23 protein-coding genes are annotated in these 22,250 nt (G+C 70.9%); 14 read left to right on the top strand and 9 right to left on the bottom strand.

The annotated features are described in order from the left end of the window. Nucleotides 1–126 precede the first annotated feature (126 nt). The 7 genes from ACGFY9_RS11370 to ACGFY9_RS11340 are packed head-to-tail and all read left to right on the top strand — an operon-like array spanning nucleotide 127 to nucleotide 7,036. Nucleotides 127–1,449 carry a phenylacetate--CoA ligase family protein gene (locus ACGFY9_RS11370; RefSeq protein WP_393753489.1) on the top strand — a complete coding sequence of 441 codons (1,323 nt, stop codon included), beginning with the start codon at nucleotides 127–129 and terminating at the stop codon, nucleotides 1,447–1,449. Next, the gene (locus ACGFY9_RS11365) at nucleotides 1,449–2,183 is read left to right on the top strand and encodes a hypothetical protein (protein WP_393753488.1); all 735 of its coding nucleotides are present in this window, start codon (nucleotides 1,449–1,451) and stop codon (nucleotides 2,181–2,183) included. The genes ACGFY9_RS11370 and ACGFY9_RS11365 overlap by 1 nt, the downstream gene beginning before the upstream one ends. Nucleotides 2,184–2,185: 2 nt before the next feature. After that, the gene (locus tag ACGFY9_RS11360) at nucleotides 2,186–3,097 is read left to right on the top strand and encodes an SDR family oxidoreductase (RefSeq protein WP_393753487.1); all 912 of its coding nucleotides are present in this window, start codon (nucleotides 2,186–2,188) and stop codon (nucleotides 3,095–3,097) included. Nucleotides 3,098–3,101: 4 nt separating this feature from the next. Further along, nucleotides 3,102–3,545 carry a Zn-ribbon domain-containing OB-fold protein gene (locus tag ACGFY9_RS11355; protein ID WP_393753486.1) on the top strand — a complete coding sequence of 148 codons (444 nt, stop codon included), beginning with the start codon at nucleotides 3,102–3,104 and terminating at the stop codon, nucleotides 3,543–3,545. Then, entirely contained in the window at nucleotides 3,542–4,690 is a 1,149-nt protein-coding gene (locus ACGFY9_RS11350) for a thiolase family protein (protein WP_393753485.1), read from the top strand. Before ACGFY9_RS11355 ends, ACGFY9_RS11350 begins: the two co-directional genes overlap by 4 nt. 13 nt (nucleotides 4,691–4,703) lie before the next feature. Beyond that, complete coding sequence (locus ACGFY9_RS11345) at nucleotides 4,704–5,924, top strand: acyl-CoA dehydrogenase family protein (RefSeq protein ID WP_393753484.1); 1,221 nt, start codon at nucleotides 4,704–4,706, stop codon at nucleotides 5,922–5,924. After that, the gene (locus ACGFY9_RS11340) at nucleotides 5,921–7,036 is read left to right on the top strand and encodes an acyl-CoA dehydrogenase family protein (protein ID WP_393753483.1); all 1,116 of its coding nucleotides are present in this window, start codon (nucleotides 5,921–5,923) and stop codon (nucleotides 7,034–7,036) included. The genes ACGFY9_RS11345 and ACGFY9_RS11340 overlap by 4 nt, the downstream gene beginning before the upstream one ends. Before the next feature lie 66 nt (nucleotides 7,037–7,102). Here the strand turns inward: ACGFY9_RS11340 and ACGFY9_RS11335 are convergent, their stop codons facing one another. The 6 genes from ACGFY9_RS11335 to ACGFY9_RS11310 are packed head-to-tail and all read right to left on the bottom strand — an operon-like array spanning nucleotide 7,103 to nucleotide 12,449. Next, entirely contained in the window at nucleotides 7,103–8,260 is a 1,158-nt protein-coding gene (locus ACGFY9_RS11335) for an acyl-CoA dehydrogenase family protein (RefSeq protein WP_393753482.1), read from the bottom strand. A 10-nt stretch (nucleotides 8,261–8,270) separates the two neighbouring features. Beyond that, entirely contained in the window at nucleotides 8,271–8,804 is a 534-nt protein-coding gene (locus ACGFY9_RS11330) for a DoxX family protein (RefSeq protein ID WP_393753481.1), read from the bottom strand. Beyond that, nucleotides 8,801–9,712 (bottom strand): SDR family NAD(P)-dependent oxidoreductase, encoded by a 912-nt coding sequence (locus ACGFY9_RS11325; RefSeq protein ID WP_393753480.1) that lies wholly within the window; start codon nucleotides 9,710–9,712, stop codon nucleotides 8,801–8,803. The genes ACGFY9_RS11330 and ACGFY9_RS11325 overlap by 4 nt, the downstream gene beginning before the upstream one ends. A 3-nt stretch (nucleotides 9,713–9,715) precedes the next feature. Next, nucleotides 9,716–10,882 (bottom strand): CaiB/BaiF CoA transferase family protein, encoded by a 1,167-nt coding sequence (locus tag ACGFY9_RS11320; RefSeq protein ID WP_393753479.1) that lies wholly within the window; start codon nucleotides 10,880–10,882, stop codon nucleotides 9,716–9,718. A 30-nt stretch (nucleotides 10,883–10,912) separates the two neighbouring features. Next, nucleotides 10,913–11,683, bottom strand: a complete 771-nt coding sequence (locus tag ACGFY9_RS11315) for an enoyl-CoA hydratase/isomerase family protein (protein ID WP_393753478.1) — start codon at nucleotides 11,681–11,683, stop codon at nucleotides 10,913–10,915. Between the two features lie 10 nt (nucleotides 11,684–11,693). Beyond that, nucleotides 11,694–12,449: an SDR family NAD(P)-dependent oxidoreductase gene (locus ACGFY9_RS11310; protein WP_393753477.1), complete on the bottom strand. Its 756-nt coding sequence runs from the start codon at nucleotides 12,447–12,449 to the stop codon at nucleotides 11,694–11,696. A gap of 85 nt (nucleotides 12,450–12,534) precedes the next feature. Between ACGFY9_RS11310 and ACGFY9_RS11305 the strand changes: the two genes are divergently transcribed. From ACGFY9_RS11305 to ACGFY9_RS11285, 5 genes are all read left to right on the top strand, one after another. Next, nucleotides 12,535–13,677 (top strand): acyl-CoA dehydrogenase family protein, encoded by a 1,143-nt coding sequence (locus tag ACGFY9_RS11305; protein ID WP_393753476.1) that lies wholly within the window; start codon nucleotides 12,535–12,537, stop codon nucleotides 13,675–13,677. 165 nt (nucleotides 13,678–13,842) lie between these two features. Then, complete coding sequence (locus ACGFY9_RS11300; protein ID WP_393753475.1) at nucleotides 13,843–15,417, top strand: AMP-binding protein; 1,575 nt, start codon at nucleotides 13,843–13,845, stop codon at nucleotides 15,415–15,417. A 4-nt stretch (nucleotides 15,418–15,421) separates the two neighbouring features. Continuing rightward, entirely contained in the window at nucleotides 15,422–16,573 is a 1,152-nt protein-coding gene (locus ACGFY9_RS11295; protein ID WP_393753474.1) for a thiolase family protein, read from the top strand. Further along, nucleotides 16,570–16,971, top strand: coding sequence for a Zn-ribbon domain-containing OB-fold protein (locus tag ACGFY9_RS11290; RefSeq protein WP_393753473.1), 402 nt, complete (start codon nucleotides 16,570–16,572; stop codon nucleotides 16,969–16,971). Before ACGFY9_RS11295 ends, ACGFY9_RS11290 begins: the two co-directional genes overlap by 4 nt. A gap of 5 nt (nucleotides 16,972–16,976) precedes the next feature. Then, nucleotides 16,977–17,735 carry a FadR/GntR family transcriptional regulator gene (locus ACGFY9_RS11285; protein WP_393753472.1) on the top strand — a complete coding sequence of 253 codons (759 nt, stop codon included), beginning with the start codon at nucleotides 16,977–16,979 and terminating at the stop codon, nucleotides 17,733–17,735. 7 nt (nucleotides 17,736–17,742) lie between these two features. Here the strand turns inward: ACGFY9_RS11285 and ACGFY9_RS11280 are convergent, their stop codons facing one another. Genes ACGFY9_RS11280 through ACGFY9_RS11270 form a run of 3 tightly spaced genes read right to left on the bottom strand, consistent with a single transcriptional unit; the run spans nucleotide 17,743 to nucleotide 20,710 of the window. Then, the gene (locus tag ACGFY9_RS11280) at nucleotides 17,743–18,765 is read right to left on the bottom strand and encodes an LLM class F420-dependent oxidoreductase (RefSeq protein WP_393753471.1); all 1,023 of its coding nucleotides are present in this window, start codon (nucleotides 18,763–18,765) and stop codon (nucleotides 17,743–17,745) included. Further along, nucleotides 18,762–19,904 (bottom strand): acyl-CoA dehydrogenase family protein, encoded by a 1,143-nt coding sequence (locus tag ACGFY9_RS11275; protein ID WP_393753470.1) that lies wholly within the window; start codon nucleotides 19,902–19,904, stop codon nucleotides 18,762–18,764. The genes ACGFY9_RS11280 and ACGFY9_RS11275 overlap by 4 nt, the downstream gene beginning before the upstream one ends. Nucleotides 19,905–19,909: 5 nt before the next feature. Next, a complete protein-coding gene (locus tag ACGFY9_RS11270) occupies nucleotides 19,910–20,710 on the bottom strand; it encodes an enoyl-CoA hydratase/isomerase family protein (protein ID WP_393753469.1) in 801 nt (266 codons plus the stop codon). A gap of 98 nt (nucleotides 20,711–20,808) precedes the next feature. Here ACGFY9_RS11270 and ACGFY9_RS11265 point away from each other — a divergent pair, with 98 nt between their 5' ends. Continuing rightward, nucleotides 20,809–21,675 (top strand): crotonase/enoyl-CoA hydratase family protein, encoded by an 867-nt coding sequence (locus ACGFY9_RS11265; protein ID WP_393753468.1) that lies wholly within the window; start codon nucleotides 20,809–20,811, stop codon nucleotides 21,673–21,675. 258 nt (nucleotides 21,676–21,933) lie between these two features. Further along, entirely contained in the window at nucleotides 21,934–22,218 is a 285-nt protein-coding gene (locus ACGFY9_RS11260) for a hypothetical protein (protein ID WP_393753467.1), read from the top strand. Nucleotides 22,219–22,250 lie beyond the last annotated feature (32 nt).

Here is a 22,250-nt window from a genome sequence, read left to right as displayed (position 1 = left end):
AATGAGTGCTAATAGTTAACTATATAGATCGAGCGAGTGCGAGACTTCCCCGAGATTCAGTCGAATTAGTTGACTGATTGCGCTGATAGCTGGAAGATCTGGGCAGCTGAGCCGCGAGGAGGCGCCATGGCCGGGGACAGGGACACCGCTGACAGGTACTTCGAGCCACAGGTGGAGACCATGGCCCGGGACCAGCTGCGGGCACGACAGGAAGAGCGGGTGGTCGAACTCGTCGCGTACGCCTACGCCAACTCCGCCTTCTACCGCGCACTCTGGGACGAGCACGGGGTGCACCCGCGCGACGTCCGCACCCTCGACGACTTCCGGGCCCGCATCCCGTTCATCACCAAGGACATGGTGCGCGCCCACCGGGCCCGCACCGGCGACCCCTTCGGCGGACTGCTCTGCGTCCCGACCGAGGAGCTGACCTCCGTCTCCTCCAGCTCGGGTACCACCGGCGACCCGGAGTTCTTCGCCGAGATCTGGGAGGGTGCGCCGCCACTGGTCACCGCGCAGGTGCGTGACCTGTGGGAACTCGGCCTCAGGCCCGGGGACCGGGTGCTGAGCCCGCCCGGCACCTTCCGCAACCTCATGGACGCCGGCTTCCAGGCGCTGGGCGCGGTGGTCATCGAGGTGGACACCTGGATGGGGAACATGCCCGAGGTCGTCGAGGCCCTGCGCACCTACCGCCCGGCCTACCTCCAGATGATGTATCCGCAGATGGTGGAGCTGGAGCACCTGGCCGGCACGACGGATCTCAAGGAGGCGTTCTCCTCCCTCAAGGGCGCCTCCTGCGCCGGTCAGCCCCTCAGCCGGAAGATGCGCGAGCGGATTCGCGAGGACTGGGGCATCGACGTCTACGAGTACACCAGCGCCGCCGACACCGGCACCGCCTGGGAGTGCCGCGAACACGACGGCTTCCACCTCTGGGAGGACACCGTCTTCGCGGAGTGCGTCGAGATCGACGAGCACGGCTGGCGCGATGCGGCCGAGGGCGACCTCGGCGAACTGGTCGCCACCGATCTCGACAACCGGGCCGCGCCGCTGATCCGTTACCGCAGCGAGGACCTCGTCCGGCTGTCCCGGGACCGCTGCGGCTGCGGACGCACCCATGCCCGGATGTGGGTGGCCGGCCGGCGCGGCGACGAGACTCTGGTCCAGGGGCGTTCCGTGGTCCTGCGGGACATCTGGCAGGCGGTCGAGGACCAGCCCGAGACCGTGGCGGGCGTCTTCCAGATCGTCCGTGCCGGGCGCGAGGTCGACGAGCTGCGCCTGCGCGTCGGCTACGACCCCCGGCTCACCGGCGACGTCGACGCCCTCGCCGGACGGCTGAGCGAAGCCGTGCGTGAGCGGACCGGCGTCAAGCCGGTGCTCGACATGCGCACCGAGGAGGACCTGTTGAAGACAATGACCAGCGTCGCCAAGTTCCCCCGGGTGGTGAAGAGCTGATGACCCGCGCCGACACCCTGGCCCGGGCCCGGACCCTCGACCGGCCCGAACTCGCCTACCTCGTACGCTTCCCCACCTCCGAGGGCATCCGGGACATGGAACTGACCTGGGCCGAACTCGCCCGCGACACCGACTGGGCCACCGCCCGCCTCCGGGACCACGGACTGGCCGCCGGACAGCGGGCGTTGCTGACCACCTCCGGCTTCGAGGGCTTCTGGGGCCACGCGGTGATCGGCGCCCTGCGCACGCTGAAGGTGACGTACGGCATCGCCGAGGCGATGGGCTGGGACCACCGCAGGACCGCGGTCTTCCACCGCGAACTCGACCCGCACGCGGTCATCGGCCTCTCGGCCGAGACCCTGGAGGGGCTGGCCGGTGCGGCCGACGTCGGTGAGATGTTCCGGACGACGCCGGTCGTGCTGGCCCGGCCCGCCGCCGTACCGGTGCTGCGCGGGGTGGGCGTGTCCGCCGCCCTGATCGCGACCGTGGGACCGGCCCTCGCGCTGGAGTGCCCCGAGCGAGGGGGCGCGCACGTTAACGCGGCCGAGTGGCGGGTCGGCGCGCGGGACGGACAGCTGTCCGTGGCGGCGGGGGAGGGGCGCACTTCATTGCTTCCCGAGACCCCGCTCGGCATCGCCGGACGCGTGCTCGCCGGCCGCTGCGCCTGTGGCAGCGACGACCCGCGGGTCCTCTTCGCCGAGACCACCAACCAGTCACCGTCATCGAGGAGTTGAGGATGTCCGAAGGAGTGGTCGACGGCCGGGTCGTGGTCGTCACCGGCGCAGGCAACGGGATCGGCCGGGCACACGCCCTGGCGTTCGCCGCGCACGGCGCGAAGGTCGTGGTCAACGACCTGGGCGGCGCGCGCGACGGCGGAGGTGCCTCGGCCGGACCGGCCCAGACCGTGGTCGACGAGATCGTCGCGGCCGGCGGCGAGGCGGTGGCCAACACGGACGACATCTCCGCCTGGGACGGCGCCGGCCGGCTCGTCCGGCAGGCCGTCGACACCTACGGCGGCCTGGACGTCCTGGTCAACAACGCCGGCATCCTGCGGGACCGGATGATCGTGTCGATGACCGAGCGGGACTGGGACAGTGTGATCGCCGTCCACCTCAAGGGCAGCTTCGCCACCCTGCACCACGCCGCCGCGTACTGGCGCGAGCGCGCCAAGTCCGGTCACGACAACGACGCCCGGGTCATCAACACGACCTCCCCGTCCGGCATCTTCGGCAACCCCGGCCAGTCCAACTACGGCTCGGCGAAGGCCGGCATCGCGAGCCTCACCGTCATCGCCGCGGCCGAACTCGCCCGCTACGGCGTGACGGTGAACGCCATCGCCCCCACCGCGCTCACCCGGCTCACCGAGGACATCGAGATGATGAGGCAGGCCGCCGAGGCTCAGGACCTCACCCCCGAAGCCATCTCCCCGCTCGTCGTCTGGCTCGGCTCGGCCGCCTCCCGCGAGGTCACCGGCCGGGTCTTCGGCGTCGTCGGCAACCGCATCACGGTCCTGGAAGGCTGGGTCAACGGCCCCCGTGCGGGCGCCGAGTCGCGCTGGACGCCGGAGGAACTGACCTCGGTCGTCCCGAACCTGGTGGCCAAGGCGGCTCCGAACGCCGACGCCCTGGGCAACCGGAACGGGGCATGACGACATGACGACCACTCAAACACCTGTCGCCGAAGGCCTGTTCACCTGGCCGCTCCACGAGAGCACGCCTCTGCGGCTCATCGGCTCCGAGTGCACGGTCTGCGGACTGGTGAGCTTCCCCGCCGCCCCGGACTGCGTCCGATGCGCGAGCACGGAGTCCAAGGAACGGCTCCTGGCGGACCGCGGGACGCTCTGGACGTACACCACCCAGGACTTCCGCCCGCCGTCCCCGCCGTACGACGGCCCCGAGGCCTTCGAGCCGTACGCCGTCGGCTACATCGAACTCCCCGGCGAACTGCTGGTCGAGGCCCGCCTCACCGAACCCGACCCGGACAAGCTGCGGATCGGGCAGGAGATGCGGCTGACGCTCGTGCCGTACCGCGTGCAGGACGACGGCACCGAGGTCATGACGTTCGCGTTCGCCCCGGCCGAGGAGGAGGCATCATGACCGAGGCCGTCATCATCGGGGTGGGACTCCATCCGTTCGGCCGGTTTCCCGGCAAGCCCGCACTGGACATGGGCGCGGACGCGGTACGGCTCGCGCTCGCCGACGCAGGTGTCAACTGGCCGCAGATCCAGGGCGGTTACATCGGCAGCTACGAGGTCGCCAACCCGGACGCGATCGTCGCCCGGCTCGGCCTGACCGGCGTACCCCTGCGTGGGGTGTTCAACGGCTGTGCCACGGCCGGTACTTCGGTGGCGCTGGCCGCCCGCGCGATCGAGACGGGCGAGCACGACCTGACCATCGCGATCGGCCTGGACAAGCACCCGCGCGGGGCGTTCGCCGCCGACCCGTCCGTGGCCGGCATCCCCTCCTGGTACGGACAGACCGGCCTCTTCCTCACCACCCACTTCTTCGGCATGAAGATCAACCGTTATATGCACGACCACGGCATCTCGCACGAGACGCTCGCGCGGGTGGCGGCCAAGAACTTCGGCAACGCGGCCCGGAACGAGAAGGCGTGGCGCCGAACGCCCCTGTCGGTGGAGGAGATTCTGGCCTCGCCCGTGCTCAACCACCCCCTCCGCCAGTACATGTACTGCGGCCCTGACGAAGGAGCGGCGGCCCTCGTGCTGTGCCGGGCCGACCAGGCCCACAAGTACACCGGGAAGCCCGTACGGATCCGGTCCACCGCCCTGCGCAGCCGCCGGCTCGGCGCCTTCGAGGTGCAGAGCCCGTCGTTCCCCGTCGGGGAGGTCGTCGCGAGCCCGACCGTGGATGCCTCGCGTGAGGCGTACGAAGGGGCGGGCATCGGCCCCGAGGACGTCGACGTCGCCCAACTCCAGGACACCGACGCCGGATCGGAGGTCATCCACATGGCCGAGAACGGTCTCTGCAAGGACGGCGAACAGGAACGCCTCATCGCCGAGGGCGCCACCGAGATCGACGGCAGACTCCCGGTCAACACCGACGGAGGACTCCTCGGCAACGGCGAACCGATCGGCGCGTCCGGACTGCGTCAGATCCACGAGATCGTCCACCAACTGCGCGGCACGGCCGGCAACCGGCAGATCCCCGGCACACCCCGCGTCGGCTACACCCACCTGTACGGCGCGCCGGGCGTGTCGGCGGTCACCATCCTGAGCACCTGAGGGCAGAGCGGACATGGCAGACGACATGCAGGACTTCGCGGCCGAGGCCCGCGCCTTCCTCGACGCCCACGCGCCGAAGGCCCCCGACCGCACCGCCCCCACCTGGGGCGAGGGCGACGACTCGATGGCCTACTTCAGCAGCCTTCCGCCCGAGGCGGAACGGGAGTACGTACAGCGGGCGCGCGACTGGCAGCGCGTCCGCCACGAGAACGGCTTCGGCTGGATCACCGGCCCGGTCGCGTACGGCGGCCGGGGCCTGACCCCCGTCCACGACCTGCTCTACGACGCCGTCGAGTCCGAGTACGACGTTGCCGACACCGGGGTGCTCAGTGTGATCGGCCTCGGCATGATCGGACCGACGATCCTCGCCCACGCCCAACCGCACATCAAGGAGCGGTGGTTGCCCGCGATGTACCGCGGGGATGCCATCGCCTGCCAGCTGTTCAGCGAACCCGGCGCCGGATCCGACCTGGCGAGCGTGGCCACCCGGGCGGTGCGCGAGGGCGACCACTGGGTGCTGAACGGCCAGAAGGTGTGGACCTCGGTCGCCCAGCACAGCCAGATCGGCCTCGCTCTCACCCGTACGAACCCGGACGCACCCAAACACCGAGGGATCACGGCCTTCCTGGTCCCCATGGACGCACCCAGCGTCGAAGTCAGACCGTTGCGGCAGATGACCGGCGGCGCGGACTTCAACGAGGTCTTCCTCACCGACGTCCGCATACCCGACGACCACCGGCTCGGCGAGGTCGACGGCGGCTGGACGGTCGCCCTGACCACCCTGATGAACGAGCGCGCGACCGTCGGCAGCGAGGGCGCGGGACCGGTGGCCGCCGCGCTGTCCCCGGACCACCTCTCGGCCCTGATGCGCGCCACCTGGACCTGGGACGACCGCGCCCTGCGCGCCCGGCTCGCGGAACTCCTCGTGGACGCCCTCGCCACCCGGCACCTCAACACCCGCGCCCTGCGCACCCTGCGCGCAGGCGGCACACCGGGCCCCGAGATGTCCGTCTCGAAGCTGATGTGCGGCCAGAACCTCACCCGCGCCGCACACTTCGTGTCCGACGTGCTCGGACCCCGGATCATCGCCGACACCGGGCAGTGGGGCACCTACGCCTGGTCCGAACTCCTCCTCGCCACCCCGGCGTTGCGCATCCTCGGCGGCACCGAGGAGATCATGAAGAACATCCTCGCCGAACGCGTCCTCGGACTGCCCAAGGAGGTGCGGTCATGACCGCCGACGAGACCGGACTGCGCGAACTGCGTTCCTCCGTACGGGAGTTCCTCGAAGCCAAGTCACCCGAGGAAGCCGTGCGCAAGCTCATGGAGAGCGAGCCGCGCTACGACCCGGCGGTGTGGGCGCAGGCTGCCGACCAACTGCGGCTGCCCGGCCTGGTGATCCCGGAGGAATACGGCGGTGACGGCTTCGGCCTCGTCGAACTCGGCGTCGTACTGGAGGAGATGGGCCGGGCCCTGCTGTGCGCTCCCTTCTTCGCGACGGTGGTGCTCGCGAGCCAGGCCCTGCTCGCCTCCGGTGACCGGGAGGCCTGCGCACGTCACCTCCCCGGTATCGCGGCCGGCGGGACGACGGCCGCCCTCGCGGTGGCCGAGGACAGCGGATCCTGGGACCCCGCCCTCATCTCCACGCGCGCGGTGCCGGACGGGGACGGCGGCTGGAAGCTCAGCGGGCGCAAGTCCTTCGTGATCGACGGCACCACCGCCGATCTGCTCCTTGTCGTCGCCCGCACTGTCGCCGGCCCCTCTCTCTTCGCCGTGGACCGGGACGCCTCGGGACTGGCGGCCGAACCCATCGAGACCCTGGACGCCACCCGGGCGATGGCCCGGCTGACGTTCGACGCGGTGCCCGCGACGCTCGTCGGCGCGGACGGGGCGGCCGGGCGCACCATGGCCAAGGTGCTGGACGTCGCGTCGGTCGGGCTCGCCGCCGAGCAGTCGGGCGGGGCGCGCAGGTGCCTGGAGGCGAGCGCCGAACACGCCCGTACCCGGCACCAGTTCGGCCGGCCGATCGGTTCCTTCCAGGCGGTCAAGCACAAGTGCGCGGACATGCTCGTCCAGGTGGAACTGGCCGAGGCCGCGTCCCGGGAGGCGGCGCGACTGGCCGACGAGGGCTCCGCGGAGTTCCCCGTCGCCGCGGCTGTGGCACACGCCTGCTGCTCACGGGCGTACATGTTCGCGGCCATGGAGAACATCCAGGTCCACGGCGGCATCGGCTTCACCTGGGAGCACCCGGCGCATCTGTACTTCCGGCGGGCCAAGGCCTCGCAGCTGCTGTTCGGCGGGCCCGCCGTGTACCACGAGCGGCTGCTGGACCGGCTCGGGATCTGAGAGACCGCGAAGACCAGGAAGGCCCCGGGGTGAATTGAACCCCGGGGCCTTCCTCATCGGTACCGCTCAGCCCCTGGCCGCCTCGCCCAGCAGTGCCTTCGCGATGATGACCTGTTGGATCTGGCTCGTGCCCTCGTAGATACGGAACAGGCGGGCGTCCCGGTAGAAGCGTTCGACGGCGACCCCGCGCATATAGCCCGCCCCGCCGTGGACCTGGACCGCGCGGTCCGCGACCCGCCACACCATCTCGCTGGCGAAGTACTTCGTGCAGGACGGGCCGATCTTGGTGTCCGTGCCGGCGTCGAACGCGCGGGCCGCCTCCAGGACCGTGGCGCGGCCGGCGTAGTAGTCGGTCATGGAGTCGGCGATCAGGCCCTGGACGAGCTGGAAGGAACCGATGAGTTTCCCGGACTGGCGGCGGGTGCGGGCGTACTCCACGGACTCGTCGACGAGCCGCTCGGCCATGCCCACGCACAGGGACGAGATGTGCACCCGGCCGTGCGCGATGCAGCCCATCGCCGTGCCGAAGCCCCGGTTCAGCCCGGCCTCGCCGCCGACGAGGGCGGACGCCGGTACGCGGACGTCGTCGAAGTACACGTCCGCGGTCCAGGCGCCGAACTGGCCCATCTTGTGGTCCTTGGGAGCCACGGTGAGTCCCGGGGTGCCGGCCGGGACCAGGAAGGTGGAGATACCGCGGGTGCGCGGGGCGTCGGGGTCGGTGCGGGCGAAGACCATGAAGACGTCGGCGAGCGGGGCGTTGGTGATGTACCGCTTGGCACCGTTGATCACCCACTCGTCGCCGTCCAGGTGCGCCCTCGTGGTCAGGGTCGAAGGGTCGGAACCCGCCTCCGCCTCGGTGAGCGCGAACGACGCCAGGACGTCGCCCGAGGCGATCCTCGGCAGCCAGTCCGCCTTCTGCTCCTCGGTGCCGCCGACCATCAGGACGTGCCCGGCGATGCCGTTGTTGGTCCCGAACATCGAGCGCAGGGACGGGGTGGTGTACCCCAGCTCGAACATCAACTGGGCCTCCTCGTACATCGACAGCCCCAGCCCGCCGTACTCCTCGGGCAGCGCGAAGCCGAACAGGCCCATCTTCTTGGCCGCCTCGCGGATCTCCGCGGGCATCTCGTCCTTCTCGTCGATCTCCGCCTCCAGCGGGACGACGCGCTCGCGCACGAAGCGCCGGACCTCGGACAGCACCGCGCTGAAGTCAGCCGCGTCCATGTCGACTCCCTTATTGCCCTTGGTTATCTGTTTCGGTCTCGTCCGGCTTCCGTTCCGGTCGGTAGCACGCGGCCAGCAGCGCGGCGGCGCCGGCCGTACCGATCCCCACGGCCAGCAACGCGGGCCCCGCGCCCGCGCGTTGGCGGCGGAGCACCCCGTCCAGCGAGTACCTGCCCGGGCCCAGCGCGGCCAGGGCAACGGCTGCGCCGCCCACGACACCGACGTACTCCCAGCCGCCCTTGAAGACGAAGAAGCCCTTGCCCCGATGGTCTGTTCGGGCCGCCACGGTCATCAGACCGACGGCTGCCGCCGCCGGGAGGGGATTGGCCGCGCCGAGCGCGATCCCCACGCCGGCTGCCATCTCCGTCCCGGCAGCCAGGCGGGCGTGTACCTTTGCGGGCCGCAGCCCGAGCGCCTCGAACCAGCCCGTCGTGCCCTTGAGCCCGCCCGGCCCGGCGACCTTGTTCCAGCCATGCGCGAAGAGCATCGGGCCGAGCGTCGCGCGCAGGACGAGCGCGGCGACGTCGTGGCCCCGTGCCCTCACTGGCCGACTCCGGTGGCCCGTCCCGCAGGGGCGACACCGTACAACTGCGGTACGGCGTCCACGAGTTCGTCGTAGGTGAGGGCCTGTCCCGACGCGCTGGGGTGGACGCCGGCGACGGTCCAGCCCTGCAGCCGGTTCAGCCGGTTGCCCTCGATGCGCAGGACCTGGCCGGTCAGCCAGGCCGCGCTGTCGGAGGCCAGGTAGACGACGACGCCCGAGGCGTTGGCGGGGTCGCGCGGGTCGAAGCCGTCGACGGCCCGCAGCGATTCACCGACGGACAGGCCGTCCGTCATCCGGGTGGCCGCGATCGGCGAGATGGCGTTCGCGGTGACACCGTACTTGCGCATCTCCAGGGCGGTGAGGACGGTGAGCCCGGCTATCCCGGCCTTCGCGGCACCGTAGTTGGACTGCCCCTGGTTGCCGAACAGGCCGGTCCCGGACGTCGTGTTGATGACGCGGCCGGTGACGCGCTCACCCCGCTTCGACGCCTCGCGCCAGTACGCGCACGCGTGCCGGGTCAGCGCGAAGGTGCCCTTGAGATGGACCGCGATCACGGCGTCGAACTCGGCCTCGGTCATCGAGAACAGCATGCGGTCGCGCACGATCCCCGCGTTGTTCACGACGATGTCGAGGTGCCCGAACTCCGCGACCGTGTCCGCGACCAAGGTCTCGGTCGCGGCCCAGTCCGTCACCGACGCGTGGTTGGCGACCGCCTGCCCGCCCAACTTGGTGATCTCGGCGACGACTTCGTCGGCGGGGGAGTCGCCGGTGCTCTCGCCGTGCACGCCGGAGCCGAGATCGTTCACCACCACGGTCGCGCCGGCCTCGGCCAGCGCCAGGCAGTGTGCCCGGCCCAGACCCCGGCCACCGCCGGTCACGACGGCGACCTTGTCGTCGAGGATGCCCACCTGCTACCTCCCGGTTGTGTCGAGTTCGCGGAGTACGTCGTCGGTGTGCTCGCCGAGGGTCGGCGCACCGCTGCGTGGTTTGTCGTCAACACCCCAGAAACTGACGGGTGTTGCCACGGTCCGCAGCGGTGGCGCGTCGCCCATGCCGGGCTGTTCGACGAACGCGCCAATCGCTTCCGCCTGCGGATCGGCCGACACCTCGGCGAGGGTCTGCACCGGCGCCCACCAGACACCTTCGGCGTCGAACCGCTCGGCCCATTCATCGAGGGGCCGACTCGCGAACTCCTCGTCGAACACGGCGATCAACTCGCGTACGTGCGCTCGCCGTTGCTTGCCCGTCGCGAACCGCTCGTCCGTCTCCAGGTCCGTGCGGCCGAGCGCCTTGACGACGCCGGGCCAGTGCCGGTTGCCCTCCAGACCGACCAGCCAGAACCAGCGGTCGTCGGCGGCCCGGTAGGAGTTGTAGAGCGGGGACTCGTGTTCGGTGCGGTGCCGGGTGCGGCCGCGCCTGCCGAAGAAGTTCTGCAGGGCGAGATCGTTCCCGTTGGCGTAGGTGCCCGACCGCAGCAGCGACACGTCCACCACCCCGCCCTCACCGGTGCGTTCGCGGCGCAGCAGCGCGGCCAGTACGCCGGCCACCAGGTTGGCGGCGGCCGTACGGTCACCAAGTCCCGGGCGGATGCCGGGCGGTGGCTCACCGGCCGGGTTGAGCATGGCGGCGATGCCGGGCCGCGCCCAGAAGGCGGAGACGTCGTACCCGGCGCGGTCGCGCTCCGCGCCCGTCCAGCCGTAGCCCGTCAACGTGCCGACGACCAGGCGGGGATGGCGGGTGCGCAGTTCGTCCGGGGCCAGGCCCAGGCGTTCCAGCGCGCCGGGGCGGAGGTTGGTGACGAAGACGTCGGCGCGCTCCAACAGCCGTTCCAGTACGTCCTTGCCGTCCTCAGAGCGCAGGTCGAGGACGATCCCGCGTTTGCCGCGGTTGTCGGTCTCGAACGGGGGCGCGCTGTCGATGTCCTGGCCGACGTGCCGGAGCGTGTAGCGGTTGGGATCGCCGGTCGGCGCCTCCACCTTCACCACGTCCGCGCCCCAGTCCGCGAGCATGGTGGCCGCGGCCGGAGCCGCCACCCACATGCCCAGTTCGACGACCGAAATGCCCTCCAGTGGCCGCACAACCCACCTCCCTGTCTGTCGGTACGCCCGCTACTTGCCCTGGAAGTCGCCGGGACGGCGCTCCCGGAAGGCCTTCAGTCCCTCGACCCGGTCCTCGGTGGAGAAGAGCACCGAGACGGTCTCGCGCTCGTAGGAGATCGCCGCCTCCAGGTCCATCCCGAGGCCGTAGTCGATCAGTCGCTTCCCCGCCGCCAGGGCCAGCGGGGCCCCGGCTGTCAGCGCGACGGCGAGTTTCTCGGCGACGCCCAACGCCTCGCCGGGCTCGGCGAGTTCGTTGACCAGCCCGAGTGCGTGGGCCCGTTCCGCGTCGATCGCTTCGCCGGTGAGGATCATCTGCTTGGCGATCGCGGGCGGGATCAGACGCGGCAGCCGCTGGGTGCCGCCCGCGCCCGGCAGTACGCCGAGTTTCATCTCGGGCAGGCCCAGCCGTGTGCCCCGCTCCGCGACCCGCAGGTCGCAGGCGAGTGCGAGTTCGAGGCCACCGCCGAAGGCGAACCCGTGGACGGCCGCGACCGAGGGTTTGGGGAATTCCTCCAACAGCGCGTACGCGTCGGTGAGTTGCTGGACGAAGGAATGAAACTGCCGGGGTGCCGTGAACGACTCGATCTCACCGATGTCGGCCCCGGCCGAGAACGCCCGGCCCGCCCCGGTCACGACCAGGGCGCGTACGTCGTCGTTGTCGCGCAGCTCGTTCAGCGCGAGGGTGAGCCGGTCCACGGTCCCGGATCCGATCGCGTTGAGCCGCTCCGGCCGGTCGAGGGTCAACACGGCGATTCTGTCCCGGAGTTCGACACGCAGCACGGTGTCCACCTCAGACCATCGTTAGGCCGCCGCTGACCGAGAGCGTCTGCCCGGTCATGTAGGCGGCGTCGTTGGACGCGAGGAAGGCCACCACACCGGCGATGTCGGCGGGCTGGGCGACGCGGCGCAGCGGGATCGCCCGCACGGTCGCGTCGTACATCTTCTGGCTGTACTCGGCGACCTGCCCGAGCAGTGCGGTGTCGGTGGGCCCCGGGCAGACGCTGTTCACGGTGATGCCGTGCCGGGCCACCTCGCGGGCCAGCGCCTTGCCGAAGGCGATGAGGCCGCCCTTCGTCGCGGAGTACACGACCTCACCGGACGAGCCGACCCGGCCGGCGTCCGAGGCGATGTGGACGATCCGGCCGCCGCCTCGCTCGATCATCGGGTCGAGGACGGCCCGGGTCATCGTGATCGTCCCGCGCAGATTGACGGCGATAATCCGGTCCCAGGTCTCCTCGGCACTGTCGACGAACCGGCCGATGACATCGACGGCCGCGTTGTTCACCAGGACGTCCACCGGGCCGAGTTCGGCGGTCACCCGTTCCACGGCCGCGCGTACGGCCACGCTGTCGGAGATGTCCGCGCCGACCCCCGTGGCCCGCACGCCGTACAGCTCCGCGAGCAGGCCCGCGACCTTGCCGGCCGCCTCCGCGTCCAGATCGCAGACGGCGACGGCGGCTCCCTGGGCGGCGAGCCGGTCGGCGATCGCCTCGCCGATGCCGCGGCCCGCTCCGGTGACGAGCGCCACCTTGTCCCGTACGCTCACGCGCCCTCCCTCGCCCGGCTCCCGATACAGCGCTATCGTATAACTACTTCAGCTAAATAAGCGAGATGACTGAGCGGAGTAGAGCATGCGCCGAACGATCTTCACCGAGGAGCACGAGCTGTTCCGGGAGACCGCCCGCTCCTACTACCTGCGGGAATGCGCTCCGTACGCCGAGCAGTGGGAGCGGGACGGGCAGGTGAGCCGGGCCGCGTGGGCTGCCGCGGGCAAGGCCGGACTCATCGGCTGGCAGTTCCCGGAGGAGTACGGCGGCCAGGGGATCTGGGACTTCCGCTACAACGCCATCATGGCCGAGGAGATGGCGGCCACCAGCTCGGTCGGCATCGGGCTCGGGCTGCAGAACGACGTCATCCCGCCCTACCTGACGCGCCTCACCACCCCTGAACAGAAGGCCCGTTGGCTGCCCGGGGTGACCAGTGGCGAGACGATCTGCGCGCTCGCGCTGTCCGAACCGGCCGCCGGATCCGACCTCAAGGCCATCCGCACCACCGCCCGCCGGGACGGCGACGAGTGGGTCATCGACGGCTCCAAGACCTTCATCACCAACGGCATCCTCGCCGACCTGGTCGTCGTCGCCTGCAAAACCGACCCCGAAGCCGGGCACAAGGGCATCAGCCTGATCGTCGTCGAGCGGGACACGGAGGGCTTCGAGCGCGGGCGCAAGCTCGACAAGGTCGGGATGAAGGCCCAGGACACCGCCGAACTCTTCTTCCACGAGGTCCGCGTCCCCGCCGAGAACCTCATCGGGCAGGAGAACCGCGGTTTCTACCACATGATGGGCAACCTCCCGACCGAGCGCCTCGCCATCGCCGTCTCCTCACTGGCGGCAGCCGAGCGGGCGTACGAACTGGCGCTGGACTACGCCAAGACCCGGATGGCCTTCGGGCAGCCGATCGGGGAGTTTCAGGCCAACCGGTTCGCCCTCGCGGACATCAAGGCCAAGCTGGGCGCCGCACGGGTCTACGTCGACGGCTGCATCATGGCCCTGTTCCAGGGCGAGTTGACGGCCGAGGAGGCTGCGGCGGCCAAGTACTGGACCTCGGAGACCGGCTGGCAGATCATCGACCGCTGCATGCAGCTGTTCGGCGGCTACGGCTACGTCAACGAGTACGAGATCGCCCGGATCTGGCGCGACAGCCGGGTGCAGCGGGTGTTCGGCGGGACCTCGGAGATCATGCAGGAGATCATCGGGCGCTCGCTGGGGCTGTGAGCCCGCATGGCCCCCAGTGGACTGTGAGCCCGCACACCAGCGAGTGCGCCACGCATTGACTACCTTGGATAAATAGGTTAGCTATTTAAGCTGGATGAAGGGTGCCGGTGCCGGCCGCGACCGACCGCCGCCTTCCGAACTTCCGAAGCCCTGGGAGCCAAGAGCATGCATTCCGCCCGCCGCCTGACGTTCGGCGACATCATCCGTGAGCACCGCAGGTCCTTTCCCGACGGCATCGCCCTCGTCGACGGCGAAGTCCGGCTGACCTGGCCGCAGTTGGACGAGCGCACCAACCGCCTCGCCCAGGCCCTCACGGTCGCCGGGGTCGGCCCCGGCGACCGCGTCCTGTGGCTGGGACAGAACTCCTTCCGCATCTGGGAGCTGCTCGGCGCCGCCGCGAAGATCGGCGCCATGGTCTGTCCGGGCTACTGGCGCTGGGCTGCCCCCGAAATGGCGTTCGCCGTCGAGGACTTCGACCCCAAGGTGGTGGTCTGGCAGGACGAGGAGATCGGCGACACGGTCGGCAAGGCGCGGGCCGAACTGGGCAGCGACCACCGGGCGTTGTGGCTGCGGCACGACTCGGAAGGCCCCGACTCCTACGAGTCCTTCCTCGCCTCCGGCGCGGCCGAGGACCCGGCCGTCGACGTCGACCCCGACTCCGCGCTCCTGGTCATCTACACCGCCGCGATCTCCGGACGCCAGTCCGGCTCGATGCTCTCGCACCGCAACCTCCTTGCCATGGGGGCGAGTTCCGCCTGGATGGGGGACATCGGCACCGAGACCGCCTTCCTCGGCGCCGGACCGATGTTCCACATCGGCAACTACCAGTTCTGGGGCGTCCCGGCCTTCGTGCACGGCGGCAAGAACGTCGTCGTCCGCCGGGTCGTCGCCGAGGAACTGCTCCCGCTGCTGGCGGCGGAGCGGTGCACGCACGCGTATCTGATGCCCCCGACGATCGCCCAACTCGTCGCCCTCAACAGGGAAGCGGGCCACGACCTCTCGCACCTGCGCGCCAGCGTCGCCGCACCCCTGTGGCAGGGCACGGTCCCCACCGACACCAGCCGCTTCACCCGCAATGGCGGCGGTGAGGGCCGCGGCTACGGCCAGACCGAGGTGACCGGCTTCGCCGTGACCGGAGCCTACGGCGGTACGGGCACCGGCAATGCGGGACGCCCCGGCCCCTTCACCGCCGTACGCATCCTGGACGGCACCGGCAAGGAGTGCGAGGTCGGCCGGGCCGGCGAGATCTGCGTCCGGGGCGACCTGGTGCATCTCGGCTACTGGAACCGGCCCGAGACCAACGAGGAGCGTTTCCGCTTCGGTTGGTGGCACACCACCGACCTGGGGCGGCGCGAGAGCGACGGCACGATCAGCTTCCTCGGCACCACGACCCGCATGCTCAAGTCGGCGGCCGAGAACATCTTCCCGGCCGAGGTGGAGAACTGCGTCGAGTCGCACCCGGCGGTGAAGGAGGCCGCCGTGATCGGCGTCCCGAACGAGCGCTGGGCGCAGGACGTCAAAGCGGTCGTCGTCCTCCACCCGGACGCCGAACCGGTCACGGCCGCGGACGTCATCGAGCACTGCCGGGCCCGGATCGCCTCGTACAAGAAGCCGAAGACGGTGGAGTTCGTCGAGGCGCTGCCGCACACCAAGGACTTCGGCAAGGACTACGAAGCGCTCGACCAGCGCTTCGGCGGGGGCGGCTATCCCGGCGGCGACCAGCTCGGCGCGGGACGGTGACCCGGTGAACGACCGCCAACCCGTCGTCGTCGGCGTACACGCCACCGAGCAGGCCCTGTCCCTCCCGCACCGCGACGCGATGGGCCTCGCCCTCGAAGCGGTGCGCGGCGCGATCGAGGACGCCGGGCTGACCCCGGGGGACGTCGACGGCGCCCAGGTCGACTGGCCGGGCCCGGGCGGTGTGCCCGGCGAGGGCAGCTCCTGGGCGCGGATGCTCGGCCGGGACCTGCGCTGGACCAGCGACTCGATGCTCGACAACGCCGGTTCGCGGGGCCTGTTGAAGGCGGCCTCGGCCGTGCGGGCCGGGCTCGCCGACACCGTCGTGGTCGGCGGCTGCAAGCTGGTCTCGCGCAGCACGGGTCCCGTCGGCGCCGGGGTGCCGCTGGAGTTCGCCGACGTCTGGGGCAGCTACGTCGTCGCCCAGTTCGCGCTGGTGGCGGCCCGGCACATGCACCAGTACGGGACGACCGCCCGCCAGCTCGCGGAGGTCGCGGCCACCGTCCGCAACAACGGGACCACCAACCCGGAGGCGATGATGTACGGCCGTGGCCCGTACACCGCCGACGACGTGCTCGCCTCCCGCATGGTGGCCACACCGTTCCACCTGCTGGATTGCTGCATCGTCGGCGAGGGCGGCGCCGCCCTCGTGGTGACCACCGCCGAACGGGCCCGGGACCTGCCCCAGCCGCCCGTCGCGGTGCTCGGCGGTGGCATGGAGTACCACCAGGCCGCGTACGCCAACCCCGCGCTGTACCGGGAGGTCGGCCAACTCGGCCGGGACGCGGCCACCCGTGCCTACGCCATGGCGGGCATCGGCCCCCAGGACGTGGACGTCTTCTCTCTCTACGACCCCAACTCCTTCGAGATCATCAGGCAGTTGGAGATCCTGGGGCTCTGCGGCGAGGGCGAGGGAGGGCCCCTGGCCGCCAGCGGTGCCATCGCCGTCGGCGGCAAGCATCCCGTCAATCCCGACGGCGGCTGCCTGGCGTACGCGTGGAACGGAACCCAGCAGATGACCCTCAAAGTCGTCGAGGCCGTACGGCAGTTGCGCGGCACGGCCGTCCACCAGGTGGAGGGCGCGGAGCTGGCGGTCGTCGGCAACGCCGGCTCCGGCGCGCAGCACTACGAGATGAGCGTCCTCGGGAGGAGCCGATGAGCCGGCCCGTACCCGTCCCCACTCCGCTGTCCCAGCCGTTCTGGGACGCGGCCCGGCGCGGTGAGCTGGTCGTCCCGCACTGCCCGGCCTGTGGGCTGCGCTTCCTCGTGCCCGAACCCGCCTGCCCCGGCTGCATGTCGGCGGACTGGCGCTACGTGCCCAGCGCCGGCCGCGGCACCGTCTACTCGGTGACCGTGGTCCACCGCGCACCCGGCCCCGGCTTCGGGACACCGTTCGCGCTGGCCGTGATCGACCTGGACGAGGGCGGCACCCTGCTCTCCCACGTCGACGCGGGCGACCCGGACAACGTCGTCATCGGGATGCGTGTGCGCGTGGACTTCCGGCCCCTCACCGACGAGATCACCCTGCCGTACTTCGTGCCGGTCCCGTGTGACTGAAGGAGATGGACGCCGTGGCGAACACGCCGGTGCGGGTCCCCAAGATGGCCGAGCTGGTGGCGGCACAGCTGCGCCGCAAGATCGTGCGCGGAGAACTGGCCGAGGGGGAGGCGCTGCCCGCCGAGACGGCCCTGATGGCGGAGTTCGCCGTCTCCCGCCCGACCCTGCGCGAGGCGTTCCGGGTCCTGGAGTCGGAGTCGCTGATCAGTGTGCGCCGGGGCGCCCGGGGCGGGGCACGCGTGCAGATCCCGGAGGGCACGGTCGCCGCCCGCTACGCGGGAGTCGTCCTTGAGTACCGCGGTACGACCCTCAAGGACGTCTACGACGCCCGTACGGTCATCGAGGCGCCGTGCGCCGGTCTGCTGGCCCAGCGCCGCACGGACCGGGACCTGGAGCGGCTGCGGGCCTCCGTCGCCGAGGCCGAGAGACTCATGGACGACCCCTCGGCCTTCATCCGCGCCCACATGGAGTTCCACGCCCTCGTCGTCGAACTCGCAGGCAACGAGACGCTGAGCGTCCTCAACGGCATGGTCCGGCACATCATCGACCAGGCGAACTGGTCCCACGTCGACCTCGACGCCGGCAGCCCCGAGAACATCCGGGCCAACCGCCGGGGCTTCCGCGCCCACGGCGCCCTCGTCGAACTGGTCGCCGGGCGCCGGACCGAGGCCGCCGAGGAGCTGTGGCGCCTCCATCTCCAGGAGGCCGAGGACTACCTGCTGCAGAGCAGGTCCATGACGACGGTCCTGGACCTGCTCGGCTGACGTACCGTCAACTTCCGTGCAGCTCCTGGACGATGGGCTCCCACACCTCGGCGTCGATCTCGTACGCGGTGTAGAAGGACACCCGGTCTACCAGACTCCCGTACCGGCGCCTGATCTCGCCCGCCACCCGTTCCGGCTCCGCGACGACCGCGAAGGTGTGCAGGACCTCGTCGTCGACGAGGCCGCCCATCGCCTCCCACTTGTCCGCGCGGGACGACTTCGACAGCGCGTTCAGCTCGTCGCCGAGTTCGCCCCAGCCGTGCAGCTCCAGGACGCCGCGATAGGCGGGTGTGCTGCCGTAGAAGGCGATCTGGCGGCGCGTGCCGTCGACCGCGCGGGCCAGTTCCTCCTCGGTGCGGCCGGTCGCGGTGAGCAGCAGATGGGAGACGGAGAAGTCGTCGCGCGTACGCCCGGACCGGTCGAGGCCCGACTCGACGGTCGGGAGGGTCACTTCCCGCAGGTACCGCTCGGTGGTGAAGCCGTGCGCCAGGAGCCCGTCGGCGACCTCGCCCGCCACCCGGGTCATCGCCTCGCCGACCGCGGCCACGAAGACCTTCGGGGCGCCGCCGGGAGCGGGCGGAGGAGAGAAGAAGGGGGACATGAGCGTGTGGGTGTAGAAGTCGCCGCGGAAGTCGAGCTTCTCGCCCTCGTTCCAGGCGGCCCAGATCGCGCGCAGCGCGCTCACGTACTCCCGCATACGGGCGGCGGGGCGGCTCCACGGCATCGAGAAGCGCCGCTCGATGTGCGGTTTGATCTGACTGCCCAGGCCCAGCGAGAAGCGCCCGCCGGAGTAGGCCTGCAAGTCGTGTGCGGTATAGGCGAGTTGCATGGGGGAGCGGGCGAACGCCACCGCGATCGCCGTGCCGACCTCCAGCCGGTCGGTGTGCTCGGCCGCGAGCAGCAGCGGCAGGAACGGGTCGTGCTGCGACTCCGAGGCCCACAGGCCGTCGTAGCCCGCTTTCTCGTGGTGTCTGGCCTCCTCCACGACCTCCGCGGTGCCCCACACGCTCAGTTTTCCGTCGACCTTCATGCTGTTCCCTCCACTGTGACCGCGTCCAGCCCGATGTGCCGCGCGAGCAGTTCGCGGTGGAACGCCGGGTCCCCGAACAGGAGTTGTGACGTCTTGGCCCGCTTCAGATACAGGTGGGCCGGGTGCTCCCAGGTGAAGCCGATGCCGCCGTGGACCTGGATGTTCTGTTCCGTCGCCTGGAGGCAGGCGTCCGAGCAGAACGCCTTGGCCAGGCTCGCCACCGCGGGCAGGTCCGGGTCCTCGCTCTCGGCGGCGAGCAGCGCGAAGTGGGCGGCGGCACGCGCCGACTCCGCTTCGAGGAGTACGTCGGCGAGCAGGTGTTTCACGGCCTGGAAGGAGCCGATGGGCCGCCCGAACTGGTGCCGCACCTTGGCGTACTCCACCGCCATGTCCAGCGCGCGGGAGGCCACCCCGACCTGCTCGGCGGCGAGTGCCACCGCAGCCCGGTCGAGCACCTGCGAGACGAGATCCCAGCCGTCGCCGTGCGTACGCAGCCGGGTCGCCGGTACGTCGTCGTAGTCGAGGCGGGCCTGTCGGCGGGTCGGGTCCATCGTGGGGAGGGGTGTGCGGGTCAGTCCCGTCGCGTCGCCGTCGACCCAGAAGACACCGATGCCGTCTTCGGTCCGGGCGACGGTGAGGACGACATCGGCGGTGGCGCCGTCCAGGACGAACATCTTGTGTCCGGTCAGCAGCCAACGCCCTTCCGATGCGCGGGCGTTGAGCTGGACGCCTGTCGCGTCCCAGCGGGCGGAGTCCTCGGTCAGGGCCAGCGTCCCGACCAGTTCGCCCGAGGTGAGCCCCGGCAGCAGACGCTTGCGGGCGTCCTCGTCGTCGCTGCGCAGCAGTGTGGTCGTCGCCAGTACGGCCGAGGAGAGGAAGGGCGTGCACATCAGCGCACGTCCCAACTCCTCCATCACCACACCCACTTCGACGGGCCCGCACCCGGCGCCGCCGTACTCCTCGGGGACGGCCAGCCCCTGAAGGCCGAGTTCCGTCCCCATCCGGCGCCACAGCGCCCGGTCGAAGCCGTCCGGCGTCTCCATCAACCGCCGCGTCTCGGTCTCGGGCGAGGTGTCCGCGAGGAACGCCCGTACCGTGCGCCGCAGTTCGTCCTGCTCGTCGCTGAACGCGAAGTCCATGCCGCTCAGCCCTCCGCACCGGCTCGGCGACGCCCGCGCGAGGCGATGATCTTCTCCACCGCGGCGATGTGATCCGGGTCGTGCATGCTGTCTCGTTCGGCGAGCAGCGCCGGCTCCAGTACGGCGGCCATGGCCTGCTCCAGATGCAGGTTCACCGCCCGCTTGGTGCCGCGCAGCGCCTGAGCGGGCAGGGCGGCCAGCCGTCCCGCCAGGTCCATGGCCTCGTCCAGGAGCTTGTCCTTCGGTACGAGGCGGTTGGCGACGCCGAGCCGGACCGCCTCCTCGGCGCTCACCCGGTCGCCCAGGAACAGGAGTTCCTTCGCGCGGGTCAGGCCGACGAGCAGAGGCAGGACGAGCGCGCCGCCGTCGCCCGCGACGAGACCGACCTGGACATGCGGGTCGGCCACATAGGCGTCGTCCGCGATCAGCACCAGGTCGCTCAGCAGGGCCAGGCTGCAACCAAGGCCCACGGCAGGCCCGTTGACCGCCGCGATCACCGGCAACGGGCAGCGGACCAGGCCGGTGATGATCCGCCGGGCCTCGTCGACGTTCTGCTGCCGGAAGACGGGGTCCCGCTGGACCCGGGTCATGATGTCGAAGTTGCCGCCCGCGCTGAACGCCCTTCCCCTGCCGGTGAGCACGACCACCCGTGCCTCCGGGTCGTCGGCGACCGTGTCCCAGACCGACGCGAGGCCGGCGTGCAGCTCCTCGCTCATCGCGTTGAGCTGGTCCGGCCGGTTCAGCTCGATCAGCCGGACCGGCCCGAGTGCCGTGACCACCAGATCCGTCATCTCCACCGCCATCATCCAGGGACAGTTCAGTAGGCCAGTAGAGTTGAATGCTATAACTAATTGAGCTTTATGAGAACCGGGTCATGGAGTGACGAACCTGACGGAGGACGCGCATGCCGGAGCAGAGGTACGAGACCGTGCGGGTCGAGGTGGCGGACCGGATCCTCACCGTCACGCTCAACCGGCCGGAGAAGCTGAACGCCTTCAATCCGCAGATGATGGGCGACCTCCTCGACGTTCTCGACGCGGCCGACGCCGACGACGATGTACGGGTGATCGTCGTGACGGGCGCCGGGCGCGGGTTCTGCGCGGGGGCCGACGTCAGCTCCGGCGGGACGTCGTTCGACCACCGCAGGGCGGGTGCCTGGCACCGGGACACCGGTGGCCGGGTCGCGCTGCGGATCTTCTCCAGCACCAAGCCGGTCATCGCGGCTGTCAACGGCCCCGCGGCCGGCGTCGGCGCCAGCATGACCCTGCCCATGGACATCCGGCTGGCCTCGACCTCGGCGAAGTTCGGCTTCGTCTTCGCGCGCCGGGGCATCGTGCCGGAATCCGCGGCGAGCTGGTTCCTGCCCCGGGCCGTGGGTATGCAACGGGCCATGGAATGGATGGCCACGGGCCGCGTCTTCGGCCCCGACGAGGCCCTGTCGGCCGGGCTGGTCCGCTCCGTGCACCCGCCGGAGGAGCTGCTGCCGGCGGCGTACGAACTCGCCCGGGAGATCGTCGAGAACACCTCAGCGATCTCGGTCGCCCTCTCCCGCCAGATGATGTGGCGCATGCTCGGCGAGCCCCACCCGATGGCCGCGCACCGCCTCGACTCTCGGATCATGAGCCAGATCGGCGGCGGCCCGGATCCGGTGGAGGGCGTCGAGTCCTTCCTCGCCAAGCGACCGCCGGAGTTCCCGGGCCGGGTCAGCAAGGACATGCCGGCGGTCTACCCCTGGTGGCGGGACGAGGAGTTCCGGCCCTTGGGGGAGTAGGCGTCACCGGAGTAGGGGGACAACGCCGTCGCTTCCGGACTCCGGGGCGTGGAGGGGCCGTTGGGCATCTCGACGGGCGGCTCGGCCAAATCCTCCGCCCGCGGTCGAGGGCAGCCTCCGCATCGGCTCGGCCGCCTCGAAAATATCCCTCACGGCAACGCCGTATCACCACGGTGCCGAGCACGTCCGCCGCGTCGGGGCCGCCCTCTTCCGCCGTATGCGTCAGGACTTCGGACCACCCCGATCGCCGACCGGATCATGGCCGAAACCATCCCCGATCCCACCGCCCGCGACGGCCAAGAGATCATCGGCGCGGGCCGTGACCACGGACGCCGCGGTCACCATGCCGTCGGAACCCGCCCGGCAGGCCTTGTCGGGGACGACCTCGTCAACGTCCGGCCGTGCGTGCGCGGTGTCGCCGGCCTGCGGATCGTCGACCGCTCGGCCGTGCTCTCCCGCAACCTCGACCGACGATCATGGCCGTGGCCCGGCGGCCCGCTGACCCCGCTCTGGGCGCGGGCCGACCCCACCCCGACACGTTGACGGACCGACGAGATCTGTCCGAAACATTGTCG

It is taken from the genome of Streptomyces sp. NPDC048504 (genome assembly GCF_043200035.1).
Lineage (GTDB): Bacteria > Actinomycetota > Actinomycetes > Streptomycetales > Streptomycetaceae > Streptomyces.
The sequence above is the reverse complement of the archived record's forward strand: the minus strand, read 5'-3'. Positions and strand labels throughout refer to the sequence as shown.

Excerpts from the sequence above, each read along its gene's own strand:
- ACGFY9_RS11290 (WP_393753473.1), top strand. The coding sequence starts at position 16,570 with ATGAGCCGGCCCGTACCCGTCCCCACTCCGCTGTCCCAGCCGTTCTGG.
- ACGFY9_RS11270 (WP_393753469.1), bottom strand. The coding sequence starts at position 20,710 with ATGATGGCGGTGGAGATGACGGATCTGGTGGTCACGGCACTCGGGCCG.
- ACGFY9_RS11300 (WP_393753475.1), top strand. The coding sequence starts at position 13,843 with ATGCATTCCGCCCGCCGCCTGACGTTCGGCGACATCATCCGTGAGCAC.
- ACGFY9_RS11355 (WP_393753486.1), top strand. The coding sequence starts at position 3,102 with ATGACGACCACTCAAACACCTGTCGCCGAAGGCCTGTTCACCTGGCCG.
- ACGFY9_RS11280 (WP_393753471.1), bottom strand. The coding sequence starts at position 18,765 with ATGAAGGTCGACGGAAAACTGAGCGTGTGGGGCACCGCGGAGGTCGTG.
- ACGFY9_RS11340 (WP_393753483.1), top strand. The coding sequence starts at position 5,921 with ATGACCGCCGACGAGACCGGACTGCGCGAACTGCGTTCCTCCGTACGG.
- ACGFY9_RS11365 (WP_393753488.1), top strand. The coding sequence starts at position 1,449 with ATGACCCGCGCCGACACCCTGGCCCGGGCCCGGACCCTCGACCGGCCC.
- ACGFY9_RS11350 (WP_393753485.1), top strand. The coding sequence starts at position 3,542 with ATGACCGAGGCCGTCATCATCGGGGTGGGACTCCATCCGTTCGGCCGG.
- ACGFY9_RS11275 (WP_393753470.1), bottom strand. The coding sequence starts at position 19,904 with ATGGACTTCGCGTTCAGCGACGAGCAGGACGAACTGCGGCGCACGGTA.
- ACGFY9_RS11285 (WP_393753472.1), top strand. The coding sequence starts at position 16,977 with ATGGACGCCGTGGCGAACACGCCGGTGCGGGTCCCCAAGATGGCCGAG.
- ACGFY9_RS11370 (WP_393753489.1), top strand. The coding sequence starts at position 127 with ATGGCCGGGGACAGGGACACCGCTGACAGGTACTTCGAGCCACAGGTG.
- ACGFY9_RS11335 (WP_393753482.1), bottom strand. The coding sequence starts at position 8,260 with ATGGACGCGGCTGACTTCAGCGCGGTGCTGTCCGAGGTCCGGCGCTTC.
- ACGFY9_RS11345 (WP_393753484.1), top strand. The coding sequence starts at position 4,704 with ATGGCAGACGACATGCAGGACTTCGCGGCCGAGGCCCGCGCCTTCCTC.
- ACGFY9_RS11305 (WP_393753476.1), top strand. The coding sequence starts at position 12,535 with ATGCGCCGAACGATCTTCACCGAGGAGCACGAGCTGTTCCGGGAGACC.
- ACGFY9_RS11265 (WP_393753468.1), top strand. The coding sequence starts at position 20,809 with ATGCCGGAGCAGAGGTACGAGACCGTGCGGGTCGAGGTGGCGGACCGG.
- ACGFY9_RS11360 (WP_393753487.1), top strand. The coding sequence starts at position 2,186 with ATGTCCGAAGGAGTGGTCGACGGCCGGGTCGTGGTCGTCACCGGCGCA.
- ACGFY9_RS11260 (WP_393753467.1), top strand. The coding sequence starts at position 21,934 with ATGGCCGAAACCATCCCCGATCCCACCGCCCGCGACGGCCAAGAGATC.